This is a genomic window from Citrobacter sp. Cpo103 (assembly GCF_030332605.1).
GTDB classification, from domain to species: domain Bacteria; phylum Pseudomonadota; class Gammaproteobacteria; order Enterobacterales; family Enterobacteriaceae; genus Citrobacter; species Citrobacter portucalensis.
On record NZ_JAOWHO010000033.1, the window covers coordinates 113,257 to 126,111 of the forward strand.

A 12,855-nucleotide genomic window follows, 5' to 3' on the forward strand; every position below is an offset into this window, starting at 1 on the left:
TATGAAATGTTATCCCATGCTTTTATTGTTTAGCTTGCTGTCACTGACCACCATGTCAGCGCAGGCGGATATTATTGATGACGCCATTGGTAATATTCAGCAGGCGATTAACGACGCATACAAACCGGACAACGGGCGGGATTATGATGACTCCCGTGATGAAAGCTGGCAGCGCCAGATGAGTGACGACCGGCGCAGGCAATATGACAATCGCCGCCGCCAGTTTGAAGATCGACGTCGCCAACTGGATGACCGTCAGCGCCAGCTCGATCAGGAACGGCGTCAGTTAGAAGACGACGAACGCAGAATGGAAGAAGATTACGATCGTTAGCTGTTACTCCAGAACAATCTCCATTCCGTCATATCCTGCCTCAAACCCAGCGGGAAGCTGATTTTCCATCATCCACAGGTCGAACTGGTGGCTGATGTGCGTCAGGATCACTCGTGGACAGCGGATAACCTCGTTCAATGCGATAACGGTGTTTAAATCACAATGATTGCGCGGTGGCTCGGCGCGCGGGGCATGGCTGCAGTCAATGATAATCACCTGAGGCTGGTTATTGTGGAGAAACTTCAACGTCTTGTCGGGAAGTCCGGCGGTATCGGAGAGCCACGCCACGCGGCTATGTGCGGTCTCCAGCAGATAACCAAACGTCAGCTTTGAATGGTTGAGCGGTAGCGGTGTTACCTGCAATCCTTGCAGGTCGAACACCACGAACGGTGCCACGGTATGGCTAAAATCGAGGATGCCGGGATGCTTAAACAGATCGTCGCAACCCTGTTCATCCGGCGGACCGTACACCGGGATGGTCGTCCCCACGCCCCAACGTAGCGGAAACAATCCCTGTACATGATCCATATGATAATGGGTCAGCAGAAACTGCTGGAAGCTGCCCGCCGGCCAGTCGTCCATCAGATGCGGGATCCCCGCGTCCAGCAGCGTCACCGCATTATTGAACTTGACCACCCCGCTACATGGGCGTCGACGGTATTGTGCCTGTAAGCGTGCTCGTTGGCAGGCCGCGCAGTCGCAGCCAAATGTCGGCACTAGCTGTGCGCCGCCCGTTCCCGTCAGCGTAATGGTCAGACTCATGGCTCCCCCTACAACGGTTTGGTGAAGCGAAAATGGCTCATGGTATAGCCTTCACGCTGGTAAAAACGGTGTGCGTCAAGGCGTTGGGTGCTGGTGGAAAGTTCGGTGACTTCTGCGCCCGCTTCGCGCGCGGTGGCTTCGGCCCAGGTCAGTAACTGACTGCCGACCCTTAACCCTCGTGCCTGTGGCATCACCACCAGTTCCTGAATCTCGCCAATCCAGTTGGCGTGGTGCAGATGAAACTGCAGGTGCAGGCCGATCAAGCCGACGACCTGTCCGTCGAGCAGCGCCAGCTGGTAGTGCATATTGGGATCTTGCAGATTTGCGGCGTAGCCAGCGCTAAAGGCCTGCAGATCGAATTGGCCCTGCTTCAACTCACAGACAAGCGCGTAAACCGCATCGGTATCGTATAGCGTGGCGCGGCGTAATTCACAGACAGACATGTTTCTTCTCCTTGCGTCCCATCAGTGTGAGTAGTGTATCGACAGACTGTAGCAAACTTCCATCGTTGTTCAGGACGTGGCAGTCATACGGGGCGTAGCGGGCTGCGCGTTCAAGGCGGGCGGCGATTTCCGTTTCGCTCTCCCGTCCACGCGCCTGCAGGCGCTGGCGTAGAATCGCCGGAGAAACCTGTAAGCAAATGGGGAGTAAAGATGTGCCGTAACGGGCCTGCGCCTGGGGCAGATGCGCGCGCGAGCCGTTGACCACCACATCAAAACCGGCGTGTAGCCAGAGGTCAATCTCCACGCCAACGCCGTAGTAGAAGCCATTGGCGTGCCAGCTCAGCGCCAGTAGGTTCTGCCCGGCGCGGGTAAAAAATTCTTGTTCGCTCAGCGCAATATGATTTTCATTCCCGGCGTTGGCGGCGCGGGTGATGTAACGGTGCGCTACCAGCAGTTGTGTCGGTTCCTGCTGGCGGAGTTCGGCCAGCAGACTGTCCTTACCGGAGCCGGATGGCCCCATCAGCCAGATCAGTTTACCCATAGTCAGAATACCCTTTTTCCCTGACGCCAGACGTGGTCGATATGGATGTTGCCGCCTTTGCGGTGCGCCAGCACCAGATCCGCGCGTTTGCCTTCGGCAACAACGCCACGATCGTCGAGATTTAATGCCCGCGCCGGATTGCGGGTCACCAGACGAATGGCCTGTGGCAGCGTAAAGCGGTTGGCGTCGTCGTCCGCTACGCGAAACGCCGCATCGAGCAGGCTGGCGGGATAGTAGTCGGAGGAGAGAATATCCAAAAGCCCCAGCTCAGCCAGCTTATGTGCCGCTACGTTGCCGGAGTGAGAACCGCCGCGCACGATGTTGGGCGCGCCCATCAGCACGTTCATACCATGCTGGCGCGAGGCTTCAGCCGCTTCGAAGGTGGTAGGAAATTCAGCGATCACGCTGCCAAGCTGGTGCGATTCCAGCACATGATCATGGGTGGCATCATCATGGCTCGCCAGCGCAATCTGGCGCTCACGACACATCTGGGCAATCGCCGTGCGATTGGGCTGTGACCAACGCGCCGCCAGCGCTAACTGTTCTTCTTCATAGCGGGCCATCTGCTCGTCGGTGAGCGAATACTTGCCTTGATAATACTCGCGGTACTTCTCGCGATTGGCGAACTGACGCTGGCCTGGCGAGTGATCCATCAGCGACACCAGCGTTACCGGCTCGCGGCTGACTAGTTTTTCAAACAGCGGCAGGGTAGTGTGATGCGGCAGCTCACAGCGCAGGTGCAGGCGATGCTCGGCGCGATTGACCCCGCGCTTTTGCGTCTCTTCGACCGCATTGATCATCTTCTCCAGATTTTCCAGACGGTCGCCGCCGTCGCGCACATCGCCAATTGCCACCGCGTCCAGTACGGTGGTAATGCCGCTGGCGACCATTAGCGCGTCGTGGCTGCTCATCGCCGAGTGGGCAGGCCAGTCTACCTTTGGGCGCGGGGTGAAAAATTTGTCGAGATTATCGGTATGCAGCTCGATAAGCCCTGGTAGCAGCCAGCCGCCTTCGCCGTCCAGCGCCTCAGGTAGGCTGCTCGGACTTTCAGCAAATGCGCGAATGACCCCGCCTTCGATTTCCAGCGATCCTTGCACCACTTCATCTTCCAGCACCAGCTTTACATTATTGATAATCATGCTGTTGTTCCCATCAGATGCAGACGATCCGCGACGCGGTCGCGCACGGTTTGATCGTGAAAAATGCCGACAATTGCTGCGCCGCGGGCTTTCGCCTCTTCAATTAATGCGACGACGGCGGCGCTATTTTGGGCGTCCAGCGAGGCGGTAGGCTCATCAAGTAGCAGAATTGGGTAATCGACAATAAACCCGCGAGCGATGTTGACGCGCTGCTGTTCGCCGCCGGAAAAGGTCGACGGCGCCAGGTGCCACAACCGCTCCGGCACGTTCAGGCGGGTAAGCAGGTTAGCTGCTTTGGCTGCACACTCCTCACGGGAGACCCCCAGATCCAGCAGCGGTTGCATCACCACATCCAGCGCGGAAATCCTTGGGATCACGCGCAGGAACTGGCTCACCCAGCCGATGGTTGAACGGCGAACCTCCAGTACTTTGCGCGCCGGGGCCTGCACCAGATCGACCCATTCATCGCTGTGGCGGATGTGGATGCGTCCTTCATCCGGCAGGTAGTTGGCGTACAGCGAACGTAGCAATGTGGATTTGCCGCTGCCCGAGTGACCGTGCAGCACCACGCATTCGCCGCTTTTAACGTCCAGAGTGGCGTTTTGCAGCACCGGTAGACGCACGCCGTTTTGCTGATGCAGGACAAAGGTTTTACTGACATTTTCAACGCGGATCGCGTTCATTTTTAGCCTCTTTAGACATTTTTGCGTTCGATTGCCTGATGCGCTTCGCTTATCAGGCCTACAACCAATGCCGCTCCGTAGGCCGGATAAGGCGTAGCCGCCATCCGGCACAAGCGATGCCGTTCCGTAGGCCGGATAAGGCATAGCCGCCATCCGGCACAAGCGATGCCGTTCCGTAGGCCGGATAAGGCATAGCCGCCATCCGGCACAAGCGATGCCGCTCCGTAGGCCGGATAAGGCATAGCCGCCATCCGGCACAAGCGATGCCGCTCCGTAGGCCGGAAAAGGCGTAGCCGCCATCCGGCACAACAAAAAATCAGTTCTGCAACACCGACGACACCAGCAACTGGGTATATGGATGATGCGGATCGTCGAGCACGCGATCGGTTAACCCACTTTCCACCACCTGACCTTGCTTCATCACCAGCAAACGGTCGGCCAGCAGGCGCGCGACGCCCAAATCGTGGGTGACAATAACTACCGCCAGATCCAGTTCCACCACCAGGCCGCGCAGCAGGTCCAGCAGTTTGGCCTGTACGGAAACGTCCAGCCCGCCGGTAGGTTCGTCCATAAACACCAGTTTGGGATGGGTGACGAGGTTGCGGGCAATCTGAAGGCGCTGCTGCATGCCGCCAGAAAAGGTGGTGGGCAGATCGTCGATACGCGAGGCAGGGATCTCTACCTCCTCCAGCCAGCGCTGAGCGGTGGCGCGGATGTCGCCGTAGTGACGCGCGCCGGTGGCCATCAGGCGTTCGCCGATATTGCCGCCTGCGGAGACCTGACGGCGCAGGCCATCCAGCGGATGCTGATGCACCACGCCCCATTCGGTGCGCAGCAGACGGCGACGGTCGGCCTCGTTCATGCCGTACAGCGAACGGTTCTGATACAAAATCTCACCGCTCTGCGGCGTCAGCCGTGAAGAGATCGATTTCAGCAGCGTGGTTTTGCCGGAACCGGACTCGCCGACGATGCCCAGCACTTCGCCTGGCCACAGGTCAAAAGAGACATCGCTGAAGCCCTTGCCCGGCGCGTAGAGATGGGTCAGGTTGTTGACTGAAAGCAGCGGTTGCGTCATTTGCTGAGGGCCTCGCTCTGTTGGCGGCAGTAGTCGGTGTCGGAGCAGACAAACATGCGTTTGCCGGTGTCATCGAGCACCACTTCATCGAGATAGCTGTGGGTTGAGCCGCAGATGGCACAAGGCTCATCCCAGCTCTGCACGGTAAACGGGTGATCGTCGAAATCGAGGCTTTCCACGCGGGTGTAAGGTGGAACGGCATAGATACGCTTTTCGCGGCCAGCGCCAAACAGTTGCAGGGCCGGCATCATGTCCATCTTTGGATTGTCGAATTTCGGGATGGGCGACGGGTCCATGACGTAGCGGTCATTGACCTTCACCGGATAGGCGTAAGTGGTGGCGATATGGCCGAAGCGGGCGATATCTTCATACAGTTTCACCTGCATGATGCCGTACTCTTCCAGCGCGTGCATGGTGCGAGTTTCCGTTTCACGCGGTTCGATAAAGCGCAGCGGCTCAGGGATCGGTACCTGGAAGATGATTATCTGATCTTCCACCAGCGGTGTTTCCGGGATGCGGTGGCGGGTCTGGATCAGCGTCGCATCTTCCGTACGCTCAGTGGTATTCACTCCGGTCACACGCTTGAAGAAATTACGAATCGACACGGCGTTAGTGGTGTCGTCTGCGCCCTGGTCAATCACCTTCAGCACGTCCGGCTCGCCAATCACGCTGGCGGTAAGCTGAATACCGCCGGTTCCCCAGCCGTAGGGCATCGGCATTTCACGTCCGCCAAACGGGACCTGGTAACCCGGGATTGCCACCGCTTTCAGAATTGCGCGGCGGATCATGCGTTTGGTCTGCTCATCAAGATAGGCAAAGTTGTAGCCGGAGAGGTTAGTGGTCACGGGTGGCCTCCTGTTGCAGGCGTTTGAGCAGTTCCAGTTCGGCCTGGAAATCGACGTAATGGGGAAGTTTGAGGTGCGAAACAAAACCCGCCGCCTCGACGTTATCCGCATGCGCCAGCACGAACTCTTCGTCCTGCGCCGGTCCTGTGACCGTTTCATCGTATTCGGCTGCCTGTAGGGCGCGGTCCACCAGCGCCATCGCCATCGCTTTACGTTCGCTCATACCGAACACCAGCCCGTAGCCGCGGGTAAAATGGGGGGATTCATTTTCTGGCGCGACAAACCCGTTAACCATTTCGCATTCGGTCATCAGCAGTTCGCCGACGTTCACCGCAAATCCCAGCTCTTCTGGTACGGTTTCCAGTGCCACATAGCCACTGCGGATTTCGGCGGCAAACGGGTGGTTGCGCCCGTAACCACGCTGAGTGGAGTAGGCCAGCGCCAGCAGATAGCCTTCGTCGCCGCGCATCAGCTGTTGCAGACGTGAAGCACGTGAGCAGGGGTAAACCGGCGGCGTGCGGGTGATGTCGTCGGGTGTCGCGCCATCATCCTCTTCACGCTTTGCCAGTCCCTGGTTGGCCAGAAGGGAAAAGACGTGTGGGGAGGCATCCTGCGCGCCGTCTGCGCTGCGCAGAGACGGCGTTTCGCCATTGGCCAGCAGGGTAAAATCCAGCAGGCGATGGGTGTAATCATAGGTTGGTCCCAACAGTTGCCCGCCGGGAATATCTTTGTAGACCGCCGAGATTCGGCGCTCAAGGCGCATTTCTGCACTGTTAACCGGTTCACTGACCGCCACTTTTGCCAGCGTAGTGCGGTAGGCGCGGAGCAAGAAGATGGCTTCGACGTTATCACCGCTGGCCTGCTTCAGCGCCAGCGCCGCCAGTTCGCGGTCGGCGATGCCGCCTTCGGTCATCACCCGGTCAACGGCCAGGTTCATCTGCTGTTCGATTTGTGCCACGCTCAGTTCAGCAATGGTCTCATCGCCCCGGCGTCGGTTTTCCTGTAGGGCGTGGGCGTTGGCTATCGCCTTTTCGCCCCCTTTGACGGCGACGTACATCAGCACACCTCCACATGGGTGGTTCGCGGAATAGCCAGCAGGCGTTCGCCGCAGGTGAGGATCAGATCGACCCCCAGTGGGAACGGGTGCGGGCGTTCGGTGAGTTCGTGAATCAGGCATTCCGGCAGCTGTGGCGCGATCATGCGCTCTTCGGCAATGCCCGCACCGGTCAGACGCAGCATACGTCCGCCGCTTAAGCCTGCGACCTGCACAATCAGCGTGGCGCTGGTCTCTGGCGCGACGGCTGAACCGGCGGAGAGGGCGTTAAGCTGTTCGCTGCTGATGCGCTCGTCGGCGACGGCAAAGGCCGCCAGCTGCGGCTGATCCACCAGCGGCGCGTTGGTATGAAAACGCAGGTTCTGGCGGGCAATATCGTTATCCATCGACGGCGCCAGCCAGACCGGCGTGTCGCCATCGACCAGGGTCAGCAGCACGCTGGTGGTCGCCAGACCCAGCGGCTGCCAGCCGTGTTTCAGTTGATGCAGGGCGACGATTACGCCCGGTTCGCTCATGGCTTTCAGCAGGCGACGAAAGCTCTGCTGAGCATCCTGAACGGGTAAATTAAAAGCGGTCTGTAAGGTCATGCGTTATCTCCGCGTACCAGCGTGAAGAAGTCGACCCGGCTGGCGTTGACTTCGGCACGGCGTGCGTTAATCAGCGCATCGCGTTCCGCTTCCAGCGGGGCAATTAAGGTTTCCATTAGGTTCTGGAAATGCGTTTGTTCCTGCAGCAGTGCGTCAATCACCGCGCACTGCTCGGCATGTTGTTTATTGCGTCCCAGCAGGTAGCTGTAACCCAGCGTGCCGCTCTTCAGGCGTACTACTGCGCGGGTAAGCGTAGTGTCACCGGCAAAGAAGCGGTTACCGGTACCGCCCATACGGGCCTGGATCTGCATCAGTCCGCTTTCCGGAGCGCGGATAAGTTCATAGTCCGGCGTCAGCTTGAGCGCGGTGATGCGGGCGTTCAGGACATCGGCATTGCTGTATGCCAGCGCGCGCATCCAGCGCTGGCGGGTGGCGGTATCGAAATGCATTCAGTGCTCCATAGTGAATTCGATCATGTCGGCGCGGGTCAGGCTGACGGAGTATTCCGCCGCGTGTTCTTCGCCTTCACGGTGGTTCAGGGTGCGCACGCACAGCAGCGGCGCCATATTGGGGATTTCCAGCACCTTGCTCTCTTTGGCCTGCGCACGGCGGGCGCTGATGCGCGTTTGCGTGCGTAGCAGCCTCAGACCGGACTGTTCGCGCAGGTAGTCATGCAGCGAACCGCTGTTGAAGCCTTGCAGCAGCGGCCACAGCGAGAGGTCGGAAAAATAGTGGTCGATCTGGCACAGTGCGATACCGTTAACCCGGCGCAGGGTGCGCAGGTGAATCACATTATCGCCCTCGTTTATGCTGAGCGCATCGGCAATGTGGCTGGAGGCCGGACGCAGCACCGCCAGCAGTTTTTCGCTGGTGGGATGGCTGCCCTGGTCCAGCAGATTCTGACTAAAGCGCGCCTGGGCATTAAGCGGGTAATCGAACGGGCGCATCAGCACCAGCACGCCGACGCCCTGACGACGCTGAACCCAACCGCGTTCAACCAACTGGTCAATGGCGCGGCGCAGGGTGTGGCGGTTTACCTCGTAGCGCGCGGCAAGCTGATGCTCGGCGGGCAGATAGTCACCGCAGCGATAATGTTGACGTAGCTCCTGCTCAAGTCTCGCGGCAATTTCCTGATAACGCGTTGGATAACTGGTCGGATGTGTAGACAAGTGCATAGCAATCAATGCCTCGCTAATCAGATAAAGTGCTTACGCAAACGCTGGGAAAGAAAATCCAGCAGGCTGACGGTGACGATGATTAACACCATCAGGGCGCAGGTTTGCTGGAACTGAAAGCCGCGAATCGCTTCCCATAAGGTCACGCCAATACCGCCTGCACCCACCATTCCGACCACCGTGGCCGAGCGAACGTTGGATTCAAAGCGATACAGCGAGTAGGAGATAAGCAGCGGCATGACCTGTGGCAGAACGCCGTACAGAATCTCTTCAATTTTGTTGGCACCGGTGGCGCGAATGCCTTCTACCGGACCTGGCTCAATAGCTTCTACTGCTTCGGAAAGCAGCTTGGAGAGTACCCCGGTAGTGTGGATAAACAGCGCCATCACCCCGGCGAATGGGCCTAACCCGACGGCGACCACGAACAGCATGGCGAAGACCATTTCATTGATGGCGCGGCAGGCGTCCATCAGGCGACGCATCGGCTGGTAAATCCACCACGGGACCAGGTTATCGGCGCACATCAGGCCGAAGGGGATCGACAGCACAACGGCGAGGGCGGTACCCCAGACGGCAATTTGCAGAGTGACGGCCATTTCACCGAGATAGTCCTGCCACTGGCTGAAGTCCGGCGGGAAGAAGTCGGCGGCGAAGGTCGCCATATTGCCGGAATCCTGGATTAGCGTGAGCGGAGCCATTTCGGCACCTTTCCACGAGACTACCAGTACGGCGAGAAGAATGGCCCAGCTCAGCAACGAGAACCAGCTACGTTTGGGCGGGGCGACGGTGATGGTTTGCATGTTTAGCTCCTGGGTGTCGATGTTTCGGGTCTGTTGTAGGCCGGATAAGGTGCTGGCACCGCCATCCGGCATGTAATCCTTTGCATTGCCTGATGGCGCTGCGCTTATCAGGCCTACAATTTGGGCACCAGGGTTACTGCACCGCTTTGGTGACGCTGGTCATAGCGCCCAGTGCGGCGGTCAGACGGTCAAGGTCATCGAGCTGCGCTTTCAGCACCGAGGTTTTGCTGGTTTTCTCTTCCTCGTTCAGCCCTTTGTTGTCCTTCACACCCTGCATCTCTTTAAACAGCGCCAGCTGGCGAATCGGCACCAGTTGCAGATCGCTGGAGGCGCGGAACGGTGCCCATCCCAGGCGTTCCAGTACGGTTTTCTGTTCCGGTGTTTTTCCGTAATTCATAAAGAAGTCGTACACCTTGTCCTTGGTGGTTTCGGAAAGGTTTTTACGCCAGACGATCGGATCGCCCGGGATCAGTGGCGACTTCCAGATAACCTTCAGCTCTTTCAGTTTTTCCGGCGCGGAAGTTTTCAGCTTGTCGAGGTTTTCGGTGTTGTTGGTGGCGACATCGACCTGCTTGTTGGCGACGGCCAGCGCGTTGGTTTCGTGTCCGGCGTTAACGGTGCGTTTGAAGTCACTGGCGGAGATGTTGTTTTTGGCGAAGACGTAGTAGCCGGGGACGAGGAAGCCTGACGTTGAGTTAGGATCGCCGTTGCCGAAGGTCAGATCCTTACGTTTAGCGATCAGATCGTTCAGGTTATTGATCGGACTGTCTTTGTTAACGATCAACACGCTCCAGTAACCCGGGGATCCGTCGGCGGCGACGGTCTGGGCAAACACTTGTCCGTTAGCGCGATCCACCGCTTCCATTGCCGAGAGGTTGCCGTACCAGGCGATATCAACTTTGTTAAAGCGCATTCCCTGGATGATCCCGGCGTAGTCCGGGGCGAAGAAGGCGTTCACTTTCACGCCCAGTGATTTTTCCATGTCCTTCAGGAACGGTTCCCACTGCGGTTTCAGGTTTTGCTGTGATTCGGTCGAAATAATGCCAAAGTTCAGCGCTTTTTCTTGCTCTTCGGCATGGGCCGAGGTGAGCAGTGTGCTGAGACTAAACATGCTGGTGAAGGCCAGCGCGGCAATTGTTCTATAACTCATTTCCATTCCTCATTGTGGGGATGTCAGGCAGCCTGCGCGTTCTGTTCGACGCGGTTCATGCTGCGGTAGAGATGGTCAAAACGATCGTTATCAAAATGCTGGCTGCTGCCATCAAAGAAGACGTTGCCCTGGCGCAGCGCGACGATGCGTTCGCAGTAGCGCAGGGCGTAATCCACCTGATGCAGCGTGACGACCACGGTGATGCCGTCGGTCTGGTTTATGTCGCGTAGGGTGTCCATCACGATGCGGGCGGATTCCGGGTCCAGCGAGGCTATCGGCTCGTCGGCGAGGATCACTTTGGCCTGCTGCATCAGTGCGCGGGCGATTGCGACACGCTGCTGCTGACCGCCCGAAAGCGTGGAAACGCGCTGGTATGCAAAGTGCGCCATGCCCACGCGGGTCAGCGCCTGTAATGCACGCTGTTTTTGTTCCTGGCTAAACCAGCTAAAACAGGTACGCCAGAATGGCGTGCTGCCGAGCGCGCCAATCAGGACGTTCTCCAGCACCGTCAGGCGGTTCACCAGATTGAACTGCTGGAAGATGTAGCCGGTGTGGGCGCGGCTTTTGCGGATATCGCGCGCCAGGCGGCCTTCATGTTGAACGGTGCGGCCCAGCAGCTCGACGCGGCTACCGGGGGATTTATCACCGGTGATCAAACCGCTTAAATGACGTAAAAGGGTGGATTTGCCGGAGCCAGACGGCCCAAGCAGAGCCACCATCTCACCGGAACAGATGTTCAGATCAACCGCATTGAGCGCCTGATGTTGATTGAAGGACTTGGAGAGTTTCTCGACGCGAATAATCGTTAGCATGATGCGGCCTCCCTAAAAAAGTGGCCCCATCGTGGCGGATTAATGTGACGTTTTCGTTAAGGGATGGTTACTCGACGATGAAGAGTTGAGCGCTATTTGATGACAGTACGGGAGGGCTGGCCTCCCGTTAGATTACTCTGTAGGGGGTTGCTGTTGTTTGACGACGTTGATCATCCACGGCACGCCATACTGGTCGCTCACTTTACCGAAACCGTGGGCCCAGAAGGTTTCCTGCCAGTCCATTTCGATTTTTCCGTTTGCTGCCAGGTTATCAAACCAGCGTTTGCCTTCATCGACGTTTTGCGTGTCGAGCACCAGCGTAAAGCCAGAGTAGTGAGCATTTCCGTCCGGGGCGCTATCGCTCATCATGATGTCACTACCCGCAACGCGCAGGTTGGCGTGGGCGATGGCGGTATCGGGGAATTTCATGCCTGAAGGGCAACCATCTTCGCTATCCTGCGCCGATTTGGGCATTTCACCGAAGTTGATTTTGTAGAGTAGCTCAGCGCCTAACGTTTTTTGATAGTAGGCGATAGCGTCAGCGCAGTTGCCTGCAAAGGAGATATAGGGACTTAACGGCATAATCTTTACCTCAGGTAAAAGAAGCCAATTAAGTGTAGTTAGCGTCTGCAAAAATAAACCAGGCGGGAAGTATGAGCTTCCCGCCTGGCAGAAGAGCTGGTGTTGACCTGATTAGCGTCGCGCTATCAGGCAAATTGCATCAGTTCTTTTTCACAAACTCAGATTTCAGCTTCATTGGGCCAAAGCCATCGATTTTGCAATCGATGTTGTGGTCGCCTTCAACCAGACGAATGTTTTTCACTTTGGTACCGATCTTCAGCATGGAAGAGCTACCTTTTACTTTCAGATCTTTCACGACGGTAACGCTGTCGCCGTCAGCCAGCAGGTTGCCGTTGGCATCTTTAACGATCAGTTCGTCGCTGTCCTGCGCCGGTTCAGCATCGTTCCATTCGTGAGCGCATTCCGGGCAGATGAACATGCCGTTATCTTCGTAAGTGTATTCGGAGTTGCATTGCGGGCAGTGTGGTAATGACATGTGGATTTCCTCAAAAGTCAGCAGGGGCAAATGCGCCCAAAAAATGGCAGATTGCCGAAAAAGGCCGCAATTATACATAAAATCCCTGCTTTTGTCGGGACTACTGCGTGATTACGCAAAATGATCTGCTGTAAAGACCCTCTGCTTTCACCTCAATGAAAGTATGGCGGAATATTTTTTAAGGGAAATTGCTACGCTTAGATATTTAAGATAAGGTGAGGCGAAATATCTGATATTCATAGGTAACATTGCTTAGAAATGCCTAAGTCATTGTGATTGAATATCATTGAACCCCTTAAATTTAGTAGGGGGATTCCGCTGGCATTTTTTAAAACTGAACTACGCTGTTTATCTTTCTTACTTATTTTCATAAGTGAGAGGCATCAGGCCAGCGGTTATAC

General features: G+C 57.1%; 18 protein-coding genes. 1 reads left to right on the forward strand and 17 read right to left on the reverse strand.

Annotation, left to right across the window (positions count from 1 at the left end; genetic code table 11):
- The first annotated feature begins 1 nt into the window (after nt 1).
- On the forward strand, nt 2–331 hold the full coding sequence (gene yjdP, locus OGX89_RS15405) for a DDRRRQL repeat protein YjdP (protein WP_003826698.1): 330 nt from the start codon (nt 2–4) through the stop codon (nt 329–331).
- 3 nt (nt 332–334) lie between these two features.
- Here the strand turns inward: yjdP and phnP are convergent, their stop codons facing one another.
- The 17 genes from phnP to OGX89_RS15490 form a co-directional block, all read right to left on the reverse strand.
- Complete coding sequence (phnP, locus tag OGX89_RS15410; protein ID WP_126957337.1) at nt 335–1,093, reverse strand: phosphonate metabolism protein PhnP; 759 nt, start codon at nt 1,091–1,093, stop codon at nt 335–337.
- Nucleotides 1,094–1,101: 8 nt separating this feature from the next.
- Nucleotides 1,102–1,536 (reverse strand): aminoalkylphosphonate N-acetyltransferase, encoded by a 435-nt coding sequence (gene phnO, locus OGX89_RS15415; protein ID WP_126957335.1) that lies wholly within the window; start codon nt 1,534–1,536, stop codon nt 1,102–1,104.
- Nucleotides 1,523–2,077 carry a ribose 1,5-bisphosphokinase gene (gene phnN, locus OGX89_RS15420; RefSeq protein WP_126957333.1) on the reverse strand — a complete coding sequence of 185 codons (555 nt, stop codon included), beginning with the start codon at nt 2,075–2,077 and terminating at the stop codon, nt 1,523–1,525. The genes phnO and phnN overlap by 14 nt, the downstream gene beginning before the upstream one ends.
- Nucleotides 2,078–2,079: 2 nt before the next feature.
- Complete coding sequence (gene phnM / locus OGX89_RS15425; protein WP_126957331.1) at nt 2,080–3,216, reverse strand: alpha-D-ribose 1-methylphosphonate 5-triphosphate diphosphatase; 1,137 nt, start codon at nt 3,214–3,216, stop codon at nt 2,080–2,082.
- On the reverse strand, nt 3,213–3,899 hold the full coding sequence (gene phnL / locus OGX89_RS15430) for a phosphonate C-P lyase system protein PhnL (protein WP_126957329.1): 687 nt from the start codon (nt 3,897–3,899) through the stop codon (nt 3,213–3,215). Before phnL ends, phnM begins: the two co-directional genes overlap by 4 nt.
- Nucleotides 3,900–3,910: 11 nt before the next feature.
- A complete protein-coding gene (locus OGX89_RS15435) occupies nt 3,911–4,141 on the reverse strand; it encodes a hypothetical protein (protein ID WP_232397764.1) in 231 nt (76 codons plus the stop codon).
- Between the two features lie 74 nt (nt 4,142–4,215).
- Nucleotides 4,216–4,974, reverse strand: a complete 759-nt coding sequence (gene phnK, locus OGX89_RS15440; protein ID WP_003844769.1) for a phosphonate C-P lyase system protein PhnK — start codon at nt 4,972–4,974, stop codon at nt 4,216–4,218.
- Nucleotides 4,971–5,762 (reverse strand): alpha-D-ribose 1-methylphosphonate 5-phosphate C-P-lyase PhnJ, encoded by a 792-nt coding sequence (phnJ, locus tag OGX89_RS15445; RefSeq protein ID WP_049259807.1) that lies wholly within the window; start codon nt 5,760–5,762, stop codon nt 4,971–4,973. Before phnJ ends, phnK begins: the two co-directional genes overlap by 4 nt.
- 46 nt (nt 5,763–5,808) lie before the next feature.
- Nucleotides 5,809–6,876: a carbon-phosphorus lyase complex subunit gene (locus OGX89_RS15450; protein WP_003826713.1), complete on the reverse strand. Its 1,068-nt coding sequence runs from the start codon at nt 6,874–6,876 to the stop codon at nt 5,809–5,811.
- Entirely contained in the window at nt 6,876–7,460 is a 585-nt protein-coding gene (gene phnH / locus OGX89_RS15455) for a phosphonate C-P lyase system protein PhnH (RefSeq protein WP_003826715.1), read from the reverse strand. Before phnH ends, OGX89_RS15450 begins: the two co-directional genes overlap by 1 nt.
- Nucleotides 7,457–7,909 (reverse strand): phosphonate C-P lyase system protein PhnG, encoded by a 453-nt coding sequence (gene phnG, locus OGX89_RS15460; RefSeq protein ID WP_003826718.1) that lies wholly within the window; start codon nt 7,907–7,909, stop codon nt 7,457–7,459. The genes phnH and phnG overlap by 4 nt, the downstream gene beginning before the upstream one ends.
- The gene (gene phnF, locus OGX89_RS15465; RefSeq protein WP_063941252.1) at nt 7,910–8,635 is read right to left on the reverse strand and encodes a phosphonate metabolism transcriptional regulator PhnF; all 726 of its coding nucleotides are present in this window, start codon (nt 8,633–8,635) and stop codon (nt 7,910–7,912) included.
- A gap of 20 nt (nt 8,636–8,655) precedes the next feature.
- Nucleotides 8,656–9,435 (reverse strand): phosphonate ABC transporter, permease protein PhnE, encoded by a 780-nt coding sequence (phnE, locus tag OGX89_RS15470; protein WP_016155398.1) that lies wholly within the window; start codon nt 9,433–9,435, stop codon nt 8,656–8,658.
- A gap of 133 nt (nt 9,436–9,568) precedes the next feature.
- Complete coding sequence (gene phnD, locus OGX89_RS15475) at nt 9,569–10,585, reverse strand: phosphonate ABC transporter substrate-binding protein (RefSeq protein WP_126957327.1); 1,017 nt, start codon at nt 10,583–10,585, stop codon at nt 9,569–9,571.
- 23 nt (nt 10,586–10,608) lie between these two features.
- Nucleotides 10,609–11,397 (reverse strand): phosphonate ABC transporter ATP-binding protein, encoded by a 789-nt coding sequence (phnC, locus tag OGX89_RS15480; protein WP_126957325.1) that lies wholly within the window; start codon nt 11,395–11,397, stop codon nt 10,609–10,611.
- Between the two features lie 132 nt (nt 11,398–11,529).
- Nucleotides 11,530–11,979: a VOC family metalloprotein YjdN gene (gene yjdN, locus OGX89_RS15485; protein ID WP_003031832.1), complete on the reverse strand. Its 450-nt coding sequence runs from the start codon at nt 11,977–11,979 to the stop codon at nt 11,530–11,532.
- Nucleotides 11,980–12,118: 139 nt separating this feature from the next.
- Nucleotides 12,119–12,454: a zinc ribbon domain-containing protein YjdM gene (locus OGX89_RS15490; RefSeq protein WP_003031835.1), complete on the reverse strand. Its 336-nt coding sequence runs from the start codon at nt 12,452–12,454 to the stop codon at nt 12,119–12,121.
- Between the last annotated feature and the right edge of the window lie 401 nt (nt 12,455–12,855).